25 protein-coding genes are annotated in these 21,447 nt (G+C 65.4%); 19 read left to right on the top strand and 6 right to left on the bottom strand.

Annotation, left to right across the window (positions count from 1 at the left end):
* The first annotated feature begins 135 nt into the window (after nt 1-135).
* From G3545_RS07120 to G3545_RS07105, 4 genes are all read left to right on the top strand, one after another.
* Nucleotides 136-1,302: a hypothetical protein gene (locus tag G3545_RS07120; RefSeq protein ID WP_170011204.1), complete on the top strand. Its 1,167-nt coding sequence runs from the start codon at nt 136-138 to the stop codon at nt 1,300-1,302.
* Entirely contained in the window at nt 1,299-2,864 is a 1,566-nt protein-coding gene (locus G3545_RS07115) for an ATP-binding cassette domain-containing protein (RefSeq protein ID WP_170011202.1), read from the top strand. Before G3545_RS07120 ends, G3545_RS07115 begins: the two co-directional genes overlap by 4 nt.
* Nucleotides 2,865-2,963: 99 nt before the next feature.
* Nucleotides 2,964-3,437, top strand: coding sequence for a hypothetical protein (locus G3545_RS07110; protein ID WP_170011200.1), 474 nt, complete (start codon nt 2,964-2,966; stop codon nt 3,435-3,437).
* A 176-nt stretch (nt 3,438-3,613) separates the two neighbouring features.
* Nucleotides 3,614-3,916, top strand: a complete 303-nt coding sequence (locus G3545_RS07105) for a hypothetical protein (protein ID WP_170011198.1) — start codon at nt 3,614-3,616, stop codon at nt 3,914-3,916.
* Nucleotides 3,917-3,970: 54 nt separating this feature from the next.
* Here the strand turns inward: G3545_RS07105 and G3545_RS07100 are convergent, their stop codons facing one another.
* Entirely contained in the window at nt 3,971-4,504 is a 534-nt protein-coding gene (locus tag G3545_RS07100) for a hypothetical protein (protein WP_170011196.1), read from the bottom strand.
* A 272-nt stretch (nt 4,505-4,776) separates the two neighbouring features.
* Here G3545_RS07100 and G3545_RS07095 point away from each other — a divergent pair, with 272 nt between their 5' ends.
* From G3545_RS07095 to G3545_RS07080, 4 genes are all read left to right on the top strand, one after another.
* Nucleotides 4,777-6,360, top strand: a complete 1,584-nt coding sequence (locus tag G3545_RS07095; protein WP_170011194.1) for an HlyD family efflux transporter periplasmic adaptor subunit — start codon at nt 4,777-4,779, stop codon at nt 6,358-6,360.
* A gap of 12 nt (nt 6,361-6,372) precedes the next feature.
* Nucleotides 6,373-6,678, top strand: a complete 306-nt coding sequence (locus G3545_RS07090) for a hypothetical protein (RefSeq protein WP_170011192.1) — start codon at nt 6,373-6,375, stop codon at nt 6,676-6,678.
* 96 nt (nt 6,679-6,774) lie between these two features.
* Entirely contained in the window at nt 6,775-7,590 is an 816-nt protein-coding gene (locus G3545_RS07085; RefSeq protein WP_170011190.1) for a VacJ family lipoprotein, read from the top strand.
* 89 nt (nt 7,591-7,679) lie between these two features.
* Nucleotides 7,680-8,666 (top strand): cation diffusion facilitator family transporter, encoded by a 987-nt coding sequence (locus G3545_RS07080; protein ID WP_170011188.1) that lies wholly within the window; start codon nt 7,680-7,682, stop codon nt 8,664-8,666.
* A gap of 2 nt (nt 8,667-8,668) precedes the next feature.
* Here the strand turns inward: G3545_RS07080 and G3545_RS07075 are convergent, their stop codons facing one another.
* Nucleotides 8,669-9,100 carry a DUF6524 family protein gene (locus G3545_RS07075; RefSeq protein ID WP_170011186.1) on the bottom strand — a complete coding sequence of 144 codons (432 nt, stop codon included), beginning with the start codon at nt 9,098-9,100 and terminating at the stop codon, nt 8,669-8,671.
* 8 nt (nt 9,101-9,108) lie between these two features.
* Nucleotides 9,109-9,531 carry a DUF6524 family protein gene (locus G3545_RS07070; protein ID WP_281411709.1) on the bottom strand — a complete coding sequence of 141 codons (423 nt, stop codon included), beginning with the start codon at nt 9,529-9,531 and terminating at the stop codon, nt 9,109-9,111.
* Between the two features lie 262 nt (nt 9,532-9,793).
* On the opposite strand from G3545_RS07070, the gene G3545_RS07065 reads away from it, so the two are divergent.
* From G3545_RS07065 to G3545_RS07025, 9 genes are all read left to right on the top strand, one after another.
* Nucleotides 9,794-10,585 carry a hypothetical protein gene (locus G3545_RS07065; protein WP_170011182.1) on the top strand — a complete coding sequence of 264 codons (792 nt, stop codon included), beginning with the start codon at nt 9,794-9,796 and terminating at the stop codon, nt 10,583-10,585.
* Nucleotides 10,582-12,648 (top strand): MFS transporter, encoded by a 2,067-nt coding sequence (locus G3545_RS07060; protein ID WP_170011180.1) that lies wholly within the window; start codon nt 10,582-10,584, stop codon nt 12,646-12,648. The genes G3545_RS07065 and G3545_RS07060 overlap by 4 nt, the downstream gene beginning before the upstream one ends.
* Nucleotides 12,645-13,670 (top strand): ABC transporter substrate-binding protein, encoded by a 1,026-nt coding sequence (locus tag G3545_RS07055; protein ID WP_170011178.1) that lies wholly within the window; start codon nt 12,645-12,647, stop codon nt 13,668-13,670. The genes G3545_RS07060 and G3545_RS07055 overlap by 4 nt, the downstream gene beginning before the upstream one ends.
* Nucleotides 13,667-14,491 carry a formyltransferase family protein gene (locus G3545_RS07050; RefSeq protein WP_170011176.1) on the top strand — a complete coding sequence of 275 codons (825 nt, stop codon included), beginning with the start codon at nt 13,667-13,669 and terminating at the stop codon, nt 14,489-14,491. Before G3545_RS07055 ends, G3545_RS07050 begins: the two co-directional genes overlap by 4 nt.
* Nucleotides 14,492-14,568: 77 nt before the next feature.
* Nucleotides 14,569-15,702: a tetratricopeptide repeat protein gene (locus G3545_RS07045; protein WP_170011174.1), complete on the top strand. Its 1,134-nt coding sequence runs from the start codon at nt 14,569-14,571 to the stop codon at nt 15,700-15,702.
* Between the two features lie 125 nt (nt 15,703-15,827).
* On the top strand, nt 15,828-16,082 hold the full coding sequence (locus tag G3545_RS07040) for a hypothetical protein (protein ID WP_170011172.1): 255 nt from the start codon (nt 15,828-15,830) through the stop codon (nt 16,080-16,082).
* Between the two features lie 13 nt (nt 16,083-16,095).
* Nucleotides 16,096-16,704: a hypothetical protein gene (locus G3545_RS07035; protein WP_170011170.1), complete on the top strand. Its 609-nt coding sequence runs from the start codon at nt 16,096-16,098 to the stop codon at nt 16,702-16,704.
* A 34-nt stretch (nt 16,705-16,738) separates the two neighbouring features.
* Nucleotides 16,739-17,074, top strand: a complete 336-nt coding sequence (locus G3545_RS07030) for a hypothetical protein (RefSeq protein ID WP_170011168.1) — start codon at nt 16,739-16,741, stop codon at nt 17,072-17,074.
* A 33-nt stretch (nt 17,075-17,107) separates the two neighbouring features.
* On the top strand, nt 17,108-17,560 hold the full coding sequence (locus G3545_RS07025; RefSeq protein WP_170011166.1) for a DUF1801 domain-containing protein: 453 nt from the start codon (nt 17,108-17,110) through the stop codon (nt 17,558-17,560).
* Between the two features lie 8 nt (nt 17,561-17,568).
* On the opposite strand, the gene G3545_RS07020 is transcribed toward G3545_RS07025, so the two are convergent.
* The gene (locus tag G3545_RS07020; protein ID WP_246702728.1) at nt 17,569-18,195 is read right to left on the bottom strand and encodes an isoprenylcysteine carboxylmethyltransferase family protein; all 627 of its coding nucleotides are present in this window, start codon (nt 18,193-18,195) and stop codon (nt 17,569-17,571) included.
* Between the two features lie 234 nt (nt 18,196-18,429).
* On the opposite strand from G3545_RS07020, the gene G3545_RS07015 reads away from it, so the two are divergent.
* Nucleotides 18,430-18,702: a hypothetical protein gene (locus G3545_RS07015; protein ID WP_170011162.1), complete on the top strand. Its 273-nt coding sequence runs from the start codon at nt 18,430-18,432 to the stop codon at nt 18,700-18,702.
* A 16-nt stretch (nt 18,703-18,718) separates the two neighbouring features.
* Here G3545_RS07015 and G3545_RS07010 read toward each other — a convergent pair whose 3' ends face one another.
* Nucleotides 18,719-19,606: an SDR family oxidoreductase gene (locus G3545_RS07010; protein WP_170011160.1), complete on the bottom strand. Its 888-nt coding sequence runs from the start codon at nt 19,604-19,606 to the stop codon at nt 18,719-18,721.
* Between the two features lie 121 nt (nt 19,607-19,727).
* Here G3545_RS07010 and G3545_RS07005 point away from each other — a divergent pair, with 121 nt between their 5' ends.
* Complete coding sequence (locus tag G3545_RS07005) at nt 19,728-20,705, top strand: AraC family transcriptional regulator (protein ID WP_170011158.1); 978 nt, start codon at nt 19,728-19,730, stop codon at nt 20,703-20,705.
* A gap of 19 nt (nt 20,706-20,724) precedes the next feature.
* Here the strand turns inward: G3545_RS07005 and G3545_RS07000 are convergent, their stop codons facing one another.
* Complete coding sequence (locus G3545_RS07000) at nt 20,725-21,393, bottom strand: PQQ-binding-like beta-propeller repeat protein (protein WP_170011156.1); 669 nt, start codon at nt 21,391-21,393, stop codon at nt 20,725-20,727.
* Nucleotides 21,394-21,447 lie beyond the last annotated feature (54 nt).

The following is a 21,447-nucleotide window of genomic DNA, read 5'->3' as shown; positions in this document are numbered from 1 at the left end:
CCTCGACAGTAGCGCCAGGACTCTAGACCTGCTGCCGCAATGAATAAACCTGCCCGGCGCATTCGAGATCATGTCGTGGATGTCCGGCGGAGAGGCAGGATGCCCATGCCCTTGCTGACAAGGCCACCCTTCAGGATGCCTCCGCTCAAACTGCCGCCCTTCAAGGTGCCGGCCTACAGACCGTCGCCCGGCATGAGATGGGCCGGCGGCGTGCTGATGTCGCTGCTGATCATTTTCGGTTTCATCTGGGCGGCGTGGTGGGTGCTGCCGCACGCACCGCGCCCCGACCAGATCCTGTACTTCCGCGAGCCCACGCCCCAGAATCCCGAAGTGTGGGCCGGTCCGGTGCCGGTGTTCGTCATGCGGCCGGACCACAGCGTCATCCGGCACGGCACCGCCTCGCTGCAGAATGGCCGCATCCGCGTCGAGCTGTTCAGCTCGACCGCCAGTGAACATACCGATGCCACCCAGGCGCTGCTGGCCGATCCCAATCTCGGCATCCTGTGGGGCGCCGCCTCGGAGCGTTCGCAGGGCGAACTGCGCCGGCGCATCATGAATGTGCAGGATCAGGCGGCGCAGGCCGTCGAGCGCATCATCACCTCGGCGGTCTTCAACGCCGATTATCGGCCGGTGCTGCGCGCCATGCTCACCGACGCCATCTCGCAAGCCTGGCGCGACCCGCGCACCCAGGCGGCGCTCGAGGGCCTGCTGACCAAGGCCCAGCCCGCGATGCGCCGTGCACTGAACGGCGAGGTGCAGGCGATTATGGTAAGCCGGCTGCAAACCGCGGTGTGGGAGATGCTCCGCGCCAATTGGGCCAACGCGCTCGGCATGCCGTTCGGCTACGATCTCGACTATGAGCCGGCGATCCGCGCCATGACGGCGACGCTGTCCGATCCGCGCGTGCAGCAGGTGCTGCTGGAGTTCGGCCGCACCCAGCTTGAGACCGCCGAAGCCCGCCAGATGGCCGAGCGCATCGCCATCGGCGTCATCGACGCGCTGCTGCGCGACCGCCGCGTGCCGGCCGTCGTCACGCAGATGTTCTGGGACCCGCGCCTTCGCAGCATGCTCCGCCCCTTCACCGACAGCGCTTTCGCACTGCTCGGCGCGTTGCCGCAGCACCTTGGCGGCCTCGGTGCGCAGAGCAGTCTCAACCCGCTCGCCGCCCACGTCTTCAAGGCGTTCGCCGTCGCCTCGCGGGTGCCGCTCATCCTGCTGGTGACGCCGGACGACATGGCCCGGCTGCAACGCATGGAGGGCGATGCCGCCATCCCGCTCCAGCGCGTGGAGACGGGCTCATGAGCGAGGCGTCCCAGAGAGACGCGTCCCTTGGCGAGGCGTCCGTTGGCGAGGCCACCTTGCGCGTCAGCGGCCTCACCATCCGTACGCCGCACGGTGTCGAGCTGGTGCGCGACGCGCATTTCGAGGTCAGCTCGCGTGAGCTGGTGGTGCTGATCGGCCCCAGCGGCAGCGGCAAGACCAGCATCATCAACGCGTTGTGCGGCCTGCTCGACGAGCGTGACGGCGCCTGGCAGATCGAGGGCCGGCTCAGCTATGGCGAGCGCGAGGTCGATCTGTCGGCCAGCCGCAGCGACATGTGCGGTCTGGTGTTCCAGGGCAATGCGCTGTTCGACGACCTCGACGCCGGCGAGAACGTGAAGATCGCCGCCGATCATGCGCCGCTGAGCGCGCGCGCCTATGATTCCAGCCCGATCATGTCCCTGCTGTCCGACATCCGGCCGGAACAGCCGATCGCTTCGTGCTCGGGCGGCCAGAAGCAGCGCATCGCCATCGCCCGCACGCTGATCGCCGGGCACCCGATCCTCATCCTCGACGAGCCGAATTCCGGCCTTGACATCATTTCCTCGCGCCGGCTCGCCGGCATCATCAAGACCATCTGCACCGAGCGTTCGACCCCGGTGGTGATCGCCGCCCACCACGTCGACGATCTGCTGCCGCTGGCCGACAAGGTGCTGCTGCTGGATACGCGCAGCCGCACGATCCGGCCGGTCGCCGCCGAGATCGGTGCTATCGAGCGGGCCATGATGGGGCTGGACCTCGAAGGCGAGAGCGCGCTCATCGCCGTCGAGGCCGGCGCGAGCAGCCCGCAGGCCGATGCCTGGCGCAGCTATGCCAAGGCCGGCCATCCGCTGCGCTGGTTCGCGCGCTATTTCGCCGAATACTTCTGGGTGCTGTGCGCGTCGCCCTTCATGCTGGGCTATCTCGGCCTTGGCGGCGCCATTCTCGGCTTCGTGTCGATGTGGTTCGGCTTCAATTATCACGCCTTCGGCGGCTATCTGAAGTCGATCCTGCACGACGAGACGCTGGCCGGCATCGGCTTCGTGCAGACCACCATATCGGTGCCGCTGATCGCCTCCATCCTCGTGGTGGCGCGCAACAGCGCGGTGATCTGCGCGGACCTCGGCAACCGCATGCTCTCCGCCCAGCTTCCGGCGATGCGCAACCTCCATATTTCGGGGTTCCGCTATCTCGTCGTCTCGATCCTGGTCGCGAATACGCTGTCGCTGACGCTGCTGACGGTTGCCGCTCTGGCGATGGCGTCATGGTCGGCGTTGCAGACCTGGCAGGTCTTCTTTCCCGACCAGCCGTCGGAGTTCTGGCAGGAGAATTATTTCCGCCGTCTCCTGGAGGCAGGTCCCGCTCTTTACGGCCAGCTCGGCTGGGTGTTTGCCAAGATTGTCCTGAGCTCGTTGCTCGGCAGCAGCGCGGCGATCCTCATCGGCCTGCGTCCGAAAACATCGGTGGTTTCTATCAATAACGCCATCGCCAAAGCCATTGTGATCGGGGTATCGTTGACGCTGGTTTCCCATGCGTTCTTTGCGGTACTGCAGTTCTGGGGCTGATGCGGGATAAGTGTTGCGCCGGCTCTGCTTGGGCCGTGCATGTAATGTTGGGTGGGGGGAAGCCGGTGGCGACGCCGACTTTCGGGAGCGGGACTGGCAATGCCTAAGCAGGATACGTCGAGCGAGCGTTTCATGGGCTATGTGGAACTCGCGGCGCTCGATCGCCCTTTCGTCTCCAAGGCCGAGGAGCGTCGCCTGCTGGAGCAGGGGATTTCGCAGTTCGGGCTCGACCCTACCGAGGCGCGGGGCATCGTGCTCTATGCGGCGCAGCAGAATGGCATCCGGCTGGAGCGCGAGGTCGATGGCCGCATGGTGCCGATCCTCGACCGCTTCGGCGGCAAGCGCAAAAAGCTCGGCAAGAAGAAGTTTCGCGAGGCCGCCGCGCTCTACAATGAGCTGGCTGGTGGCGTGCTTTCCGAAGAGGAGGCCCGCCTTTACGTCAAGCAGGTAATGGAACAGAATAAATTCCGCCCCAAGCGTTCGATGCTGATGTCGCGCCGGTGGTATGATAAGATCGGCAAGGAAAAGAAGCCGACTTCGATCCTGGCCGCCCTGCCGTTTCGCACCGTCTGATCGTCTCGGCGGATCGTGCGTCGTTTCAAGTGCAGCTGTTGGCGCCGGTCGCAGCCATCCGGGTGCGGCGACGCGATGAACGGGAGAGCGCGATGCGCGCACTGATACTTGGCCTGAGCCTTTTAGCCTTCAGCTCCGCAATAATGGCGCCGGCTCATGCGCAGCAGCCTGCTGCCGTGGCTCCGGCCCCGACGGTAACCATCCCGTCGCAGTCCAGCACGGTGCCGGCCCCGGCCATTGAGGGTGAGACCAGCTTCTACCGCGTCGCCGCGATTGCCGCTGGCGCTGTGGGCGGTGTCATCGTCGCCAATGCGCTCACCGCCGGCATGATCACGCCGGTCCTGCTCACCGGCAGCGGCGGCGCCAGCGCCATGATGGCTGGCGGCAGCTATGCGCTCACGGCTGGCCAGGCCGGCGTCACCGTGGTCGGCGCCGTGGTCGGCGGTTATGTCGGCAACTGGCTCTACGGCGAAGATTAATATTGCCGGGAAGGTTAATATTGCCGGCTGGAGTTCGACTTCTTTGCTGGCAGACTACTGGCTGCTGGCGGAGTTGACCGGGCGATTGGCGTTGCGCCAATCACCCAGCAGGGCGTCGCCGAGCTTGGCGAGGCCGTCGCGAACCTGCACCGAATGGGTCTCGCTGGGCGAGGATACCAGAACCGCGCTCTGCCACATCACGACATAGCCGGTGCGGATCCAGCCGACATCCTTGTCGAAGAACGATGCCTTCTTGTAGGCGCCGAGCATCAGCGTCGAATTGCACACGTCGGTGTTGGCGTCACGGGTCGACAGTACAGTAACCACCGCAAGCGCGGCGTCGGAATCGGTCGCCTTCATGCCTTCCGAGACGAGTTGCTGCCGAAGTTCGCGCACCATGGCGGCGGATTCGACGCTGCAATCCAGCGAATCGACCGTCATCGGGCTCGCCGTCACCCGCAGCGAGGTGATGCCGCGCAAATCCATATCGGTGGCAATGCCCTGCGCCGCAGCGGGCTGGAAGGCTGCAATCAGGCATGCGGCACCGAGGGCGAGGGCGCCGGCAAGGTTTCGGAACGAGCGGTGCATGGGTGCCTGCGTGAATCTAAAATTGGCCTTTTACAATATTCGCCGACCGCGTTAGATCAAGTTTTATTTGTTGTTGTAAGGCGTTAACATACTCTGTGTGGCAGCGTTACATGTAGCCTCGCCTTAAATCGCGACATGCCCGAGCGTTTCGGCGCCGGGGAGCGCGCGGAGTGTATTTTTGTTCGCGCGCAATGTTACGTAAGCTACGTCTGGCGTGTTAGTATGATACCGAATTGGCTTTGCGGCGGCCTGTTCGATGCCGGGGGCTCGTCATGTTCTATTATCTGCTCACTACAGCCATCTTCGCGGCCACCATCGCGGTAACGGGCATCGTTACCGAGGTCGGCACGAAGTATGTCGCCCGCTATTTCATCGAGAACGAGAGCCAGGATTTTGGCATCAACCCGCCGAGCACCGGCGACGCGAAGCCGGCGCAGGTTCGCACCGCACCGACGCGCGACGCCAGCATTGACAAGAATGGCCTCGACAAGAATGGCCTCGACAAGAACGGCAAGCCCCGTGAGGTCGTCGGGGCCTCCAGCGCCGTACTGCCGATCCTGATGAGCAATCCCGATGCCGGCACCGCTCTTGCCAGTCGCTCCGCGAGCGCCGGCGAGGCCGTGCCCAGTTCCTACCGCGTCGCCGCGCTGCTGAATGCCGGGCAGAAGACCGATGGCATCCTGGGCGCCGGGCTTCCCGCATCCCAGGCGCCGATCCCGGGAGCCGTTCCCACTGCTGCCCATTCCTCCGCTGCCGAGCCCGCTGCTGCAACTCCAGAGGTCGCACCGGAGGCGCCCGCCGCGCTGCCGATCGTCCCGCCGCAGGCGCAGCCCCAGGCCGCGCTCGACCTCATCCGCGACACCCCGCATCGCCGCCCCGACGGTTCGGCCTTCCTGCCGATGTCGACGCAGCGTGTCTTCTCGGTGCGCTGGAAGGTGTGCAGCAAGGCCGATGTCGCCATGGCCTTTGAAATTCCCGGGCACGTCATCACCGATCCCAGCGTCGGCACCACGGTAAATGCCGCGCTCGCCGGCATCATCGAGTCCAATCAGGGCACGTTCCCCTTCCTTGGCATGCGGGTGCGCCGCGGCGATCTGCTGGCCTATCTGCAGCCGACCGTCACCGTCTCCGAGCGCGCGCAGATCGAGGCGCGCGTGCAGCAGCTCTCCAACCAGATCACGCTCGCCGAGAAGCAGATGGAGCGGCTCGCCGGCGTGCTGTTCGTGCGCTACCGCACCAACAAGATTGAGGCGCAGAAGGTCCAGATCGAAGGCTATCGTCGCGAGCTGCTGTCGCTGCAATCCGCGCTCGAGCGCCGCGAAAGCCTGCGCGCCACCGCCGATGGCGTCATCTCCAAGGTCGGCGCGGTGGTGGGCAGCACGGTCAATCAAGGCCAGATCCTGTTTGAGATCGTCGATCCCGAGGCGCTGTGGGTGGAAGCCGCCGCTTACGATGCCGCCATCGCCGAGAACATCCGCACCGCTACCGCCATCACCGGTGACGGCAAGCCGATCCCGCTCGAATTCATCGGCGGCGGCATGACGCTGAGCAATCAGGCAATCCCGCTGCGCTTCCGCGTCGTCGGCCCGCATGAAGGGCTTTCGGTCGGCAAGCCGGTGACCGTGATCGTGCAGCAGAACAAGACCATTGCCGGAATTCCGGTGCCGGCCTCCAGCGTCATTCGCGACGGCGACGGCCGCTCCATCGTATGGGAGCGCACCGGCGCCGAGACCTTCGTGCCGCGTCAGGTGCGCGCCACCCGCGTCGCCGGCAACCAGATGGTGGTCGAGTCGGGGCTCGCCAACGGTGCCCGCGTGGTCACCGAGGGCGCCAGCCTGCTCAACCAGATTCGCTAGGGGAAACGCAGCGTGCGGGGCAATCGGGCGGTCATCATCCTCTTGACGGCAACCACCCTGGCGGCAACGCCGGCAACGGCTTTCGCGCAGTCCGCCCAGTTCGGGAGGCCGGCCCAGCTGGAGCTGGCCGGGCACGATGCTGACCCACCGCAGGATGATGCGACGGGTTCGGGGTTCGACAGCACCTTGCGGCATGCCCTGGTAGGAACTGCGGTACTGGGTGGGGCGTTCACGCTCGGGTTCCTGGCGACAGGTTCGCTCTCCACCGCGATCGGTGCGGCAAGTGCCGTCGTGATTACTTATGCGGTCCTGCCCTAGGCGGCGCCGTTGCCTTGCAGACCGGCGCCTGGTTGACGCCGACATACGCACAACGCGGGGGCAGGGGCCTTCGTGCCATCGCTACAGGAGGCCTGAATGATCCGAGGACATAAGCAGTACTTGCCGCTCGTTCTGGCCGCCGCGCTTGTTGCGGGCGTGCCGGCGGCGGCCTCCGCCCAGACGGCAACGACCAGCGCCAGCATCTGGGACCCGTTCGAGACCATCAACCGCGCGACCTATGCCTTCAACACCGCCTTCGTCGCGGTGGTGGCGACGCCTGTCATCAGCGCCTATCGCGATAATGTGCCGGCTTCGGTCCAGCTCGGCATCGACAACGTGTTCACCAATCTGCGTGAGCCCCTGACCGCGATCTCAAGCGCCGCGCAGGGCGACTTCAACAATATGGGCGTGTCGGTCGGCCGCTTCGCCATCAACAGCGTGGCCGGCATCGGCGGCGTGTTCGATGTCGCGACGCGCATGGGCTACGTCTCCAAGGCGGATGATCTCGGCAACGCCCTGTGCAGCTATGGCGTGCCCGCCGGGCCGTTCCTCATGGTGCCGTTCTTCGGCCCGACGAATACGCGCGAGGCCGCCGGCACTGTCGCCACCTATGGCCTGACCTACGCGGTCACCCACGACTACGTCATCCCCTATGTGGTCGCCGATCGGGTCGCGGCTGCCGCCTATGACATGAAGCTGGCGCCGGCTGGCACCGAGGTCACCGTGAACGTTCCGGCCGCGCCCGGAACGGTGGCCAATCCGGTGCTGCCGACGGTGGAGACCACCAACGCGCCGTCCTATGAAGACGCGCGGGCTTCCTACATGACCTGGCGCCACAGCCTCTGTACGGATTCCGTGCCGGCTGCGAACCGCAAGCCGAGCCCGCTCGGCAGCGTCATCCGCATCAACTAGTCGTCTACCTCTACAGCGCACATCCGCCCGCATCCCGCTCAATCGGGGTGCGGGCCTGCGTTCGTCTCCGCCAGCCGAGGACCAGCCGCATGACCGCCTCCGCCGACGGACAAGACGATGCGAGCCATCGTCACGCCCCCCACGACCATGCCCCGCACGATCATGGCGGCGAGCGCCACGACCACGGCATGACCGTCACCGACGACAGCCAGCGCCGCGTCTTCTGGGTGATGATCATCACCGGCGGCTACATGTTCGCGCAGGCCGCGGGCGGCTATCTCTCCGGCTCGCTGGCGCTGATCGCCGACGCCGGCCACATGCTGTCCGACACGGTGGCGCTGTTCCTGTCATGGATGGCGTTCCGGCTCAGCCGCCGCCCGCCGGACGAGAGCCGCACCTTCGGCTATCACCGCTTCCAGGTGCTTGCGGCGCTGGCCAATGGCGCCACGCTGTTCCTCATTGCCATATGGGTGGTCTATGAGGCCATCGAGCGTTTCTCGCAGCCGGTCGAGGTGCTTGCCGGCCCGATGCTGGCGGTCGCGGTCATCGGCCTCTGCGTCAACATCGGCGGCGTGCTGGTGCTGCGCGGCGGCGACCGGCGCAACGTCAACATGCGCGGCGCGCTGCTTCACGTGTTCGGCGACCTCCTGGGCTCGGTCGCCGCCATCACCGCCGCCATCGTCATCATGGCCACCGGCTGGATGCCGGTGGACCCGATCCTCTCGGTGTTCGTCAGCGTGCTGATCCTCAAGAGCGCGTGGACGCTGATGCGCTCCTCGCTCAACATATTGATGGAAGGCGTGCCGGAGGAACTCGAAAGCCCGGTCATCGCCAGGCAGCTCGACGAGATCGAGGGCGTCGCCAATGTCCACCACATCCATGTGTGGGGGCTCACCGGCGAGCGGTTGATGGCCTCGCTGCACCTCCGCCTGAAGGACGGCGCGAGTTCCGGTCCGGTAAAGGCGGCGGTGCGCGCCAGGCTGAAGGCGAGCTTCGGCATCGATCATGTGACGATCGAGGTGGACGACGCCGGCGAGCACCCGGAAGAGACCGGCGCGTTCTCCGCTACTGGCTGAGCCTATGGCGGCGTACGCAGCACGTCGCGCTCGCCCGACAGGCGCTTCTGCACGAACGACCAGCTGGTGCCGACACCCAGCACCAGCGCGATCCAGAACAGCACCAGATAGGTGGTGATCTCTACGTCCTGAAAGCCGAAGAAGCCGAGGCCCACGCCGAAGGTGATGCCCATCAGCACCATCACCGAGATCGCCGCTATGCCGAAATAGCCGATGCTCAGGAACGTCATGCGGGCGATCGCCACCAGCCCGGTGAGCAGCAATATGCCGACGCAGATTTGCGTGGTGGTGAGGCTCTCGGTGTTCGAGATCCAGTGATAATAGGAATTGCCGCTCGGATTGTAGGTGCCGAACACCAGCAAGGCCGCCAGCAGCGAGCGCCGCGCGAACAGCGACACGACATGCAGTGGCGGATTGATGTCGAGACGTGGCACGGCGCGCCTCAGACCGGCGAGTTGAGGGTCACGTCAGTGGAATCCACCTGCCCGCTGAGCCGATTGCGCAGATGCGACCAGGACAGCCCGACGCCATAGAGCGTGGCGAGGATCACCAGCAGCGTCAGCGTGAACACCCTGGGATCTTCGACATTCAGCAGCTGGTTGTCGATCAGGATCCACGCGGCGGAGGCGAACAGCGCGGTCAGCAGCCCGATGCCGATGAGGCCGAGCGAACGCATGCCGGCAAGGATGGCCACCACATGGAGGATCAGCAGCACCACGCCGACCGTGATCTTCAACGGAACCTGGCCGGGATACTCAAACAGCCAGTGATAGTACGACATGGCGTAAGGATTATAGGTTCCGAGCACGAGCATCATCGACGTCAGCCAGCGCACTGCATAGTCAATAATGCCGAATTCATGCATCCGATCGACCGGGTCCGATTAGTCGCCGCGCGTCATGCGGCAGGTGTGCGTGCAAGGCTGGCAGCATGTCGGAATGAGTGTCGCACAGCGGCTCCGCGCGTCAAACCCAATGCTCGGATTCCGCCGATCCGATATTTGATGAAATGCTTGTTGACGCTGGCAATGACGTAACGATAGTGGCTTTCTACAGGTTCAAGACGGGGTTGCCTTGTCTACCGACGCACGACGTTGCCCCTCGCGGGCCGCGCGCATTTTCCAATCATTGCGCGCGTCGCTCGGCTCGACGGCCTATGTCACGCTGACGCTGCTGGTCTCGCTGGGATTCGTGCTGATTTTGGCGACGACGCTGAACTATTCGAAGTTCATCTCGACCTATAATGGCCTCGCCGACCGGCGCATCGCCATGATCACCGAATGGACCCGCGATTCCATCCAGGTGGTGCTCAATCTCGGCCTTGAGCTGAAGGGTGTCGCCGCCGCCGGCAATATCCTCAAGGCGGCGATGAACCGGGATCCGCATATTGGCAGCATCGCGCTGTTCGATACGGCATCACAGCGCATCGTGTTCTCGACGGACCCGGATCAGGTCGGCAAGCCGGCCGCGCCGGAATGGCTGCACGCGCAGGAGCACGCCACCGGCCCGCACTGGAAGCTGGCGGAGAGCGATCCAGTCATCGTCGGCATCAGGATCGATTCGGGCGCAGTGCCGAATGTCGGCGGCGCGGTGCTGAGCTATTCGCTGGAAGATGCCCACCGCAACATCGCCGCTATGCGGGACGAGCTGATCATCAGCGCGCTCGCCATCTTCGCGCTGTTCACGCTGGTCGCGGTGGCCGGCTCGCTGCTGGTCACGCGCGGGCTTCGCCGCACGCTGGCCGGCCTGTCGGCGACATTCGATCCCGATGCGCCCGACAGTGCGGCCGGCGCTCGGCTGCCGGCCCGGCTTCGCGAACTCGCAACGCATTTCCGCGCCAACGCCACCAGCGCGAAGGCCAAACTCGCCGACATCGAGCGCGAGATCGCGCACGCGGCAGCAGCGGAGCCGCGCTCGTGAACGTCCGAGTCCAGCCCATCGCCGATCTCAATCGCATCAGGACCCGCATCCTGCTGCTGACGCTGGCGCTGGTCATCGCGGCGGCGACGCTGCTCTCGGTGCGCACCCATCAGCTGTTCGAGGCGGCACTGACGCCCGAGATCATGCAGAAGACCGATGCGGTGGCCGAGTTGGCCACGCTCGATGTCGAGCAGGCGCTGAATCTCGGCATCCCGCTGGAAAAGCTGGTCGGCGTCGTCGCCTATTTCGATGAGGTGCGCGCCTCGCACCCGGAGATCCAGTTCGCCGGCATCCTGAACCCGCAGGGCCGGCCGCTGTTCATGTCCGGCGACGGCATGCAGGAGGCCGCAACGGCCCTCTCGGATGAGGTGAGCGCCTTCGCGCTCGGCAGCATCGACCACGACATCGTCAGGGACGGGGACTATGACGTGATGCTGTCGCGTGCCGACCCCGGCGGCGTCACGGCGGCCGTCGTCGCCATCGGGCTCGACCCGCGCTACATCCATCGCCAGCTCGAGGAACTCACCGCGGACGTCTTCATCGTCCTGCTGGTCGCGCTGTTCCTCGCTTTCGAGATGGCGGTGGTGCTGCTGACCGGGCGCACCATCACGCCGCTCAACCAGCTGATTTCGGCGGTGGAGGCGGGCGCACAGGGCAAGCTGCACCGCCTCATCGCCTATCATGCCAATGATGGCATCGGCCGGGTCATCGCGCGCTTCAACGCGATCGTGCAGGGTCTCAACGACCGCTACCGCCGTCTGGTGGACGGTGCCGGCCAGCGCCCGGCGCTGCGCGACAGGGTCACCGCACTCGGTGCCCGGCTCGGCCTCATCGACGGGCCGCTGGAGAGCTATGGGATCAGGGCGTCCATCAACGATGTCCGCCTGCCGCTGTTCGTGTTCGTCATGGCGGAGGAACTGCAGAAGCCGTTTCTGCCGCTCTATATTCGCAGCCTGGAGGTGCACGACAGCTGGCTGTCGCCGCAGGTGCTGATCGGCGTCCCGATTTCGGTCTACATGCTGACGCTGGCGCTCGCGACGCCCATCGCCGGCTCGTGGGCGGACCAATATGGATCGCGCCGCATCTTCCTCTCCGGTCTTGTCGTTGCCATTGGCGGATTCCTCGGCGCCGCGCTGGCCGGCAGCTTGCTGCAACTGGTGGGCGCCCGCGCGCTCGGGGCCGTGGGCTACGGCATGTGCACCATCGCTGCGCAAGGCTTCATCGTGCAGGTGACGACGCGGGCCGATCGTACGCAGGGCATCTCGGTGTTCGTCACCGTGCTGATGTCCGCCAGCATCTGCGGTACCGCCATCGGCGGCATCCTCGTCGACCGTATCGGCTATCGCCCGGTGTTCGTGTGTGCGGCGGCGCTCTGCCTGCTCGCCGGCATGCTGGCGCTTCGCATGATGGCGAAGACCAAGGCACCGGAGCCGGCCGCGCGCCGCTTCCGGCTGGGCGATCTCGGGATCGCGCTGCGCAATCCGCGCTTCCTGGCTTTGGTGATGTTCGCCGCCATCCCGAACAAGATCGTGCTGACCGGCTTTCTGTTCTACGCCGTGCCGCTCTATCTCGCAGGGATCAACATCTCCGAGGCCGACACCGGGCGGGTGATGATCCTGTATTCGCTGGTCATCGTCTTTGTCGGCCCGTGGGTCAGCCGCCTCAACGACCAGCGCGGTTATGGCTGGTCTCTGGTTTTCGCCGGCACGCTGCTGTCGGGGCTCGCCATGTTCCTCCTCTGGTTTCGCGCGGACATTTATGGCGTGTCCGCCGCAGTGCTGGCGGTCGCCTTCGCCCATGCCCTCTCGATCTCCCCGCAGATCGCACTGGTGCCGGAGATTTGCGGGCAGGACATCGAGGAGGTCGGCCAGACCATGGTGCTTGGCGCGCTGCGCATGCTGGAGCGCGTCGGCAGCGTCATCGGCCCGCTGCTGGTCGCCGGCCTTGCCTATTGCTTCGGCTATATCGCGGCGCTGATGACGATGGGCGGCATGATCGCCATCACCGCGCCGCTGCTGCTGCTCGCGCGCTGGAACACCCGGTCGCCGCAGGTGCCGACATGAGGAGCCGCATCCTTGCGCTCATCCTGCTCGGCCTCGCGCTCGCCATGCCCGGGCCTGCGAGGGCCCAGCAGCAGCCCGCGCCGTTCAAGATCATGATGGTGCTGTGGCGCGGCTGCGAGGATGCCTGCCGCGGCTTCCGGGACTACCTGGCCTTGCGGCGCATTCCGGTGGAGTACCTGATCCGCAACGCCGGCACCCTGAAGCTGAGCTTTGCCGAACTGGTGGCGGAGGCGCGCGCCAACAAGGTTGACCTCGTCGTCACCTGGGGGACCAGCGCGACGCTCGGCATGGTCGGGGAGTTCGACAATGTCGATCCGGCCAGGCACCTCACCGACATCCCGACCCTGTTCATGATCGTCACCGACCCGCTCGCCGCGCGGGTGGTGCAGAGCCTCGAACGTCCGGGCCGCAACGTCTCCGGCACGCTGGTCACCGTGCCCGAGGAAACCCAGATGCGGGCGATCCGCTCCTACATGCCGTTCGAGCGGGTCGGCATCGTCTATAATGAGGACGAGACCAATGCCGTGGCCTCCGTCGATGCGCTGCGTGCCGTTGCCCCGAAGCTGAATTTCGAGGTCGTCGCCAGGGCCGTGCCGCTCGACGTCGACGGCGAGCCGGTCGCCGCCAGCCTGCCGGATATCATCGCCGGGATGGCCGACGCGAAGGTCGACCTGATCTATATCGGCTCCAGCTCCTTCGTCCTCAACAACCGCGACGCCTTTACCCGCGCGGCCGTGGAGCACGGCATCCCGGTGGCGGCCGCCGGCGAGGTGCCGGTGGTGGAATCCGACGCGCTGCTCGGCCTTGTCGGCCGCTACTACACCATCGGCCAGCTCACCGGCCATCGCGCCGAGGAAATACTGGTGGATGGGCAGAAGCCGCAGGACATGCCGGTCGAGGCGCTCCACCATTTCTCGCTGATCGTGAACATGGACGTCGCCCACCGGCTGGAGCGCTACCCGCCGCTCTCGCTGCTGAATGTCGTCGAGATCATCAAGAATGATCGCGGGACGCGGCCGTGAACATCCTCATCTTCAGCAAGCGTGACCTCACCTCCACGGTGCTGCTGAACGATCTGCTGCCGCGCCTGCTCGCATTGCCGGATTGCCGCCTGCGCGTCGTTCTCGCCGAGCGTACCCGCCCGGTGGAACTTGTCGTGCCCGAACTGACAAGGATGAAGTATCACGAGCGCGACCTGCCGTTCGGCACGGTTTTTCCCAAGCTCGATGCCGACCCGACGCCACTGCCGCCGGGCCGCCTGATGACGCCGACACAACTGGCGGCGCGTCACGGTATCGAGATTGTCGTCGCCCGCGCCATGGACGATCCGGCGCTGCTCGCCACCATCGCCGAGTTCGCCCCGGACCTGATGGTTTCTTGCCGTTTCAGCTTCCTGTTTCCGCCGGAAATCATCGCGCTGCCGCGGCGCGGCATCATCAACGTGCATCCCGGCAGGCTGCCGGATTATGCCGGCCTGTACCCGCATTTCTTCTCGATGCTGGCCGGCGAGGCAAGCCTTGGCTGCACGATACATTTCGTCGTGCCGGGCATCGATAACGGCCCCGTGCTGGCGAGCGGCGAACTGCCGATCGTAGCCGGCCGCTCTGCGTTCGCGCACAACCTAGAGAGCCATCTGCTAGGCAACCGGCTGCTGGCGGATTTGATCTTAGCCATGATGGACGACAGGCAGATAGAAGCTATTCCGCAGGCGGAATACCAGCTAAAGTTGAATACTTATCCGACTCCGGCTGAGTTCGAGAGGTTTCATGCCTCCGGGCTCTCGCTGATCGAAGCGACCGAATATAAAGATCTACTCGGACGCTTCGGAAGGTCGCCTGTATAGCGTATCGGGTGCAGGGCTGCCGGGACCGGCGCCAGCGCACGCGGGGACGGCGTTTTCAAGGTTTGCTGGGGGCAGGCATGTTAGATTTCGGCATCTTCACTCTGCCGGCAATTGCGGCGGCGCTGGTCTTCGTGACCGCACTGTTCATCGGTGAAGACATCGTCATCGAGAAGGTCGACGTTCCCACCTTCAGGGAATGGAGCGGCTACAGTTCGACGGTGGCCACCCGCCAGCTGAGCGACGAGTTGCGCGAGATGAGCGTCGCCGCCGCCTCCGAGCTTCACGCGATCAACATAGACGAGGGCGGTGTCGAGAAGGGCATCAACGCGTTCGAGGATTATTTCGAGGTCGGCCTGCTGATCAACGGCGCTCGCAACATGCTCGGCCTGATCAAGTACTACATCAATGGCGAGATCACCGAGGCCGACGGCGTCACGCGGCTGTACGTCCGGGTCTACACCAAGGACGAAGACAACCCGGTCAAGCTGATCATCGTGACGGGCAGCGGCAAGGGCAACGTGACGGGCAAGGGCAATGAAATCGACGCCCTGCTGCACGAAGGCGCAGTGCAGATCCTCGAATTCATCAATCCCTATATTATCGCGCTCTATCACCGTCGTATGGAGCTGGAGCAGAAGCAATTCGACTTCCCCAAGACCCATGCGGCGATCCAGAGGTTCCTCGTCAACCAGCCCACCGAGCAGCACTTCCTGGCTTATGGCATGCTTGGGCGGGTGCACATGCTCAGGGCAGAGAACGACACCAGCCTGACCCCGGAGCAGCGCGAGGCGGCGTATGGCGATGCCGAGCGCCACCTTCAGGCGGCGCTCCTCCAGCAGCCGGAATTCCTCTATCCGCTGATCAATCTCGGCATGATCCGCGCCGCCAAGAAGGACTATGTCGCGGCCGATGGCTACTTCGCTCGCGCGGTGAGGGCAGACCCGAATTACCTTGCCACCCGCACGGCATGGGGCGACATGCTGGTCGAGCAGGGCCTGCTCGACGACGCCATCATCCAGTACGCGGCGGCGGTCGAGATCAGCCCGCACGACGCCAGGCTGCACGCCAGGCTCGCCGCTCTCTACGAGAAGGCCGGCAAGCCGGTCGAGGCCAGAGAGGAGGCCGAGGCCGCGCTCAGGCTCGATCCGATCTCGGAGGCCAATGCCCGTAAGGTGCGGGAACTGGAAGAGAAGCCCGTCATCGTGCATTAGGCAGGCGCGTGCGACGTTGCGGGTGGGGAAGGGGCGCCAGGGTACTTCCATCCGGCACCCCGGCACCTTAAGGAGTGCCCTATCGGAAGGCATTCTCCCGGTGGGGCTTGCGGGAATTTCGGCGGATGCTTGAGACGCTCTTCGTTGTCGGCTTCGTCGTGCTTCCGCTGGCGATCGCCGTCGTCCTGATCCTCTATCGGGCACGGTTCGTCGTTATCGGTATCGCTGTGCTGGTGGTGTTCCTGATGCTAATCTGGGCGGTACTGACATTGAGCGCGCTGGTGCGGGACGTGCGCAGCCCGGGGGCTCCCTCGCTCACCATGCCTGGCAATTGCACGGACCCCAACGCCGCCGCGTCTTCCGGGGACTGCCGGCTGTGATGACGGATCGATAATGGGCAGCCAATTCGTCCTGACAGGCCTTGCGCTTCTCGTCCAGGCGACGCTGCTGGGCCTGTTCCCCTTTGTACTGCTCGCAGCCATGTGCCGCGCGGTGAACGCCGCGCACGACGCCCAGCTGCCGCTCACCCCCTATATCGAGCTCGCCTCGCTTGGTGTCGGCCTGCTGGCGGGCGGCATCATCCTCGCCTCGAACGTCCATTGGGGCCTGCTGGAGCCGGGCGAGATCTTTCGCAAAGGCGGGCCGTGGGACATGAGCTTCGGCCAGTTTCTCGCCGGCCCGGCCAACCCGTTCTCCTACGATGTCTCGGCGATTCTTACCTGGCCGTTCTCCGGCAAATTGCCGAGCATCGCTGGCGTGCTGGTGCTGGTGCTCGGCGGGCTGGTATTCTACGCGCCGCTGATCATGTATCGCTCGAAGCGCGCAATCGCCCACGCGATACGTAACGTCATCATCCTGTTTTGGGGTGCCTATACCTGCGTCTACCTGTTCTTTTACGCCGGCTGGCTGGCGAACAAGCTGAATTTCTGGATCTTCCTCGTGCTCTTGATGATTATCGGCCTGCGCCGGCGCTCGGAGCGCGTGGTACTGAAGATCAACTGACGGCGGCGATGCCGCCCAAGATGAGGAAATGACCATGATCATCGCCAAGCATCTGTTCGCTCTCGGCCTTGCCGCCACCGTGCTCGGCGCTGCCTCGTCCGCGATGGCGCAGCAGACCGGCCAGTCGACCGAGCCGCCGAGCACCTTCGATCGCATCGAGAAGAGCCTTTCGGAGGCTGCCACCCAGGCGATGGACTATGTCCAGTCCTTCATCCCCTACAAGATGCCTGAAGTGCAGCCCAACGGCGACATCGTGATCCGCCGCGACAAGCCCGCCGCCGAGGCGACCCCGGCCGGCCCGAGCACCACCACGCCGGACATCGGCACGCCGAGCGCCAGCACGACACCGCCGGAGGCCCCAAAGAACTGACCTCTGCCGAGTTCCACCGCACGGGTGAGCACAATGGCCGGCAAGACGTCCGACGACTCGGCGAAGGTCGCGAAGGAGGCCGCCAAGCCAGCTCTTGTCTCCGGCGGCAACCCGCAGATCGCGAAGGGCTACGGCGACGCCCCGGTGCACGCCTATATTGCGGCGATGCCGGGTTGGAAAAGCGACGTCGGGCAACGCCTCGACGCGCTGATCGAGCGCACCGTCCCCGGCGTGCACAAGGCCGTCAAATGGAACTCGCCGCTTTACGGGATCGAGGGCGAGGGCTGGTTCCTCGGCATCCATTGCTTCATGAAGTACATCAAGGTGGCCTTCTTCCGCGGCGCGGCGCTGCACCCTGTTCCGCCGGGCGCGTCCAGGAGCAAGGACACGCGCTACCTCGACATTCATGAGCACGATCAGCTCAATGAGGCTCAGTTCGCCGCCTGGGTGAAGCAAGCCAGCCAATTGCCCGGCGAGCGAATGTGAGATGAGGACTACCAGACGAAGGGAATGAAGCGGTATCGCACACGCGCCGCATAGTCCTCATAACCCGCCAGGCCCTCGCGCAAGGCACGCTCCTCGTGCACGGCGCGCCATGCAATGCCCAGGATGAACAGCACGGAAAATGCCAGGCCCAGCCAGGAGCCGAGCAACAACGGCAGGCCGACGAGGAGAAGCAAGGCGCCTGCATACATCGGGTGCCGCACGATGGCATAAGGGCCGGTGTCGATCACGTGCTGGCCTTTCTGGATCTTCACCACCGGCGCCGCGAAGCTGTTCTCCCGGAACGTCCACCAGGTAGCGACGCTGTTGACCAAAATGGCGAGGCCGCCGAGCACCTGAAGCCAAAGCGGAACTGCGGTGAAGGCGGTGCGCGCGGCATCCCAGCCCATGAACGCCATCCAGGCGCAGAAGCCGAGCATGAACAGCGACAGCCACACGCGGTCCCAGGGCTTCTGGTCGCGCTGCAGCGGTGAAGCCATGCGCTCGCGCAGCAGGCTCGGACTGTGCTTGGACAGCCAGAGGATCATGGCAAGGCCGCCGACCGTGATCAGGCCGAGCAGCACCCAGGCGGCCGGATAGGCCAGGGTGCCGGCCGGCCACAGGATCAGCGCGGCCATGAAAACCATCCACGCCGCAAGCTGGAGCATATAAACGAGCATGGCATAGTCCCCGAAGCTCGGAAGCAGTCGGCGCTTCAACCTTCGCACCAGGGAGGCGCCGAGTCCGGATCGCCGTGCCCGCGCCCGGGAGTGACCTCATGGGCATTTTCGCACGATTCGCCGAATCGCACATTGCCATGTGTTCACTATTTGTTCTAACTTCGGTAAATTGAATGCCATGGAGGCTTTGCCATGCAAGGGACATTCGATTTCCATCGCGATCTGCCTGATAGACCGATAAAGCCGGAACGGCTTTTCTTCGCGGTGCTTCCGGATTCCGCAACAGCGTGCCAGATGAAGGAGTTCGGCGAGCATTTCGCCAACGATAATCGTCTGTCCGGCACTCCGCTCACGTCCGAACGCCTGCATGTATCCTTGCATCATGTTGGCGACCCGGCGGATGTCGTGTTCGATCAAGGCCTCGATTGCGTGCTCGACGGTATCGCGGTCGGGTGGCCGGGCTGATTGCCGCTCTCCGCACTCAGGCTTCGAAATAGCCTGGCCGGTCGAGATCGGGCAGCAGTCCCGGCTGCTTCGGCTGCCAGCCCAGCATGCGCCGGGTCCGCTCGCTCGAGGCCGGGTTGTCGAGCGCGGCGAAATGGGCGAACCAGCCGAAATGCTCGGCCGCTTCCTCCGCGGTCTTGCTGACGACCGGCAGCTTCAGGCGGCGGCCGATCACGCCGGCGATGTCGCGAAACGCCACACCCTCCTCGGCTGCCCCGTGATAGCGGGCACCCGCGGAACCCTGCTCCAGTACGAGCCTGAACAGCAGGGCGGCGTCGAGCCGGTGCACCGCCGGCCAGCGATTGAGCCCTTCGCCAATATAGGCCGAGACGCCCTTTTCGCGGGCGATGCCGATGAGCAGCGGAACGAAACCATGATCGCCGTCGCCATGGACCGACGGCGACAGGCGCACCACCGACACGCGCACGCCGCGCGCGGCGACCGACGCCGCCGCCTGTTCCGAAGCGACGCGGGGGATCGAGGTGGCCGGCATGTCGTCTTCGGTCGCGAGGCGGCCTTGCGGAAGCAGCCCGGTCCCGGAGGTGACGATCAGAGGCCGGTCGGAGCCTTCGAGGACGGCACCAAGCGCCTCGATGGCGCGGCGGTCGATCTCGCAATTGGCCGCGAACTTCGAGAAGTCGTGGATGAAGGCGGTGTGGATCACGCCGTCCGCCAGGGCGGCTCCGCTGCGCAGGCTTTCCAGGTCTTCGAGATCACCGCGGTGGGTCTGCGCGCCCACGTCGGCAAGAGACCTTGCGGCGGCATCCGAGCGGGCAAGGCCGATCACCCGATGGCCCGCATTGATCAGTTCCTGAACGACGGCAGAACCGACAAAGCCTGTCGCGCCGGTGACGAATACACGCATCGACTTATCCTTCACTTGCGTTCCTGGCCGCCTTTGCAAGCCGGTTGTGAAGATAAGGGATTGGAAAATACGATCTATGCTGTAGGGTCCGTATTATCTTCGCAATCGTCCGGGATGGCCCATGGACCCGCTCTCAGATGTGCTGTCGCTGCTGAAGCCGCGCAGCCACATGTCCGCCGGCTTCGATGCCGCCGGGGACTGGTCGATCCAGTTCCCCGATCAGCAGAAAAGCATCAAATGCGGCGCGGTGGTTTCCGGCGCGTGCTGGTTGTCGGTGGAGGGCGTTGCGGACGCGGTCCGTCTGGAGAGCGGGGATTGCTTCCTGCTGCCGAGCGGGCGGCCCTTCCGCCTCGCCAGCGACATGGCTGTGCCGCCGGTCGACGCCGTCACGGTTTTTTCCAGCGCGCGCAATGGCGGCATCGCCAGGCACAATGGCGGCGGCGCGTTCTTCCTCGTCAGCAGCCGCTTCGCCCTTGCCGGCGATCATGCCGGCATCCTGCTGCGGATGCTGCCGCCCATCGTCCTTATCCGGCAGGAGCCGGATCAGGCGGCGCTGCGCTGGTCGGTGGAGCGGATGATGCAGGAACTGCGGGATCAGCAGGCGGGCGGCTTTCTGGTCATACAGCACCTCGCGCACATGATGCTGGTCCAGGCTCTGCGCGCGCATCTGGCGGGAGGATCGAGCGGCGGCGTCGGCTGGCTCTTCGCCCTTTCGGACAGACAGATGGGCGCGGCGATCAGCGCCATGCACGAGGATCCGGCGCAGCGCTGGACCTTGCAGCAACTGGCCGAGCGCGCCGGCATGTCACGATCGACCTTCGCCCTGAAGTTCAAGGCGACGGTCGGCGCCACGCCCATGGAGTATCTGACGCGCTGGCGCATGCTGCTGGCCGGGGACCGGCTGGCGCACACCGGCGACCCCATCTCCGTCATTGCGCTGTCGCTCGGCTATGAATCCGAAAGCGCCTTCAGCACCGCCTTCAAGCGCGTTATGGGCCGTTCGCCACGGCAATATGGCCGGGACGGGAGCTCCGTTTCCGCTGCACGGGACGAGGCGCGGGCCACCCGCGCCGATCGGCTCGAACCCGTCGCGGATTGACAGGCATGGTCAGCGGCGATCAGTCGCCCGGGGCTTCGGGGCGGCGCCTCGACTGCGCTCCGGGCCGGCGCACTGCCCGCACCTTGCCGCTCTTCTCGCCACCGCAATAGAGCCGGTCGCCGCCATCGGACTCCAGCCCGGACACACCCATGCCGGCCGGCATGTCGAGCTGCTCCAGCACCTTGCCCGTCCGCGGATCGATCCGCCGCACATCGCTCTCGCCGCCTTCCCAGGTGCCGTGCCAGAGCTCGCCATCGACCCAGGTGACCCCGGTCACGAAACGGCTGGACTCGATGGTGCGCAGGATCGCCCCGGTCTCGGGATCGATCTGGTGGATCTTGCGATCCCGATACTGCCCCACCCAGAGCGTGCCCTCGGCCCAGGCGAGCCCGGAGTCGCCGCCACCACCCGGCGCGGGGATGGTGGAGATCACGCGGCCGGTGGCCGGTTCGATCTTCTGGATACGGTCCTCGGCGATCTGGTACAGGTGCCGGCCGTCGAATGCCGTTCCCGCATGCGCGGCGACATCGATCGTGCGCTGCAGCGTTCCGCTCTCCGGATCGAAGGCGTTCAGCCGGTCGCCGGAAGCGAACCAGACCTGCCGGCCGTCGAAGGTGACGCCCGCCACGTCGTCGGCACCTGGAAACGGTCCGTATTCGCGCAGGATTTCGGCTGCCGAGCGATTCATGTTTCCACTCCTTGGTTTCGAGCGAATGGACGACGGATTGCGTGGGTGCCCGAA

The sequence above is a fragment of the Starkeya sp. ORNL1 genome (genome assembly GCF_012971745.1).
Classification (GTDB): Bacteria; Pseudomonadota; Alphaproteobacteria; order Rhizobiales; family Xanthobacteraceae; genus Ancylobacter.
Note: the sequence above shows the minus strand (reverse complement) of the source record. Positions and strands in the feature narration are given on the sequence as shown.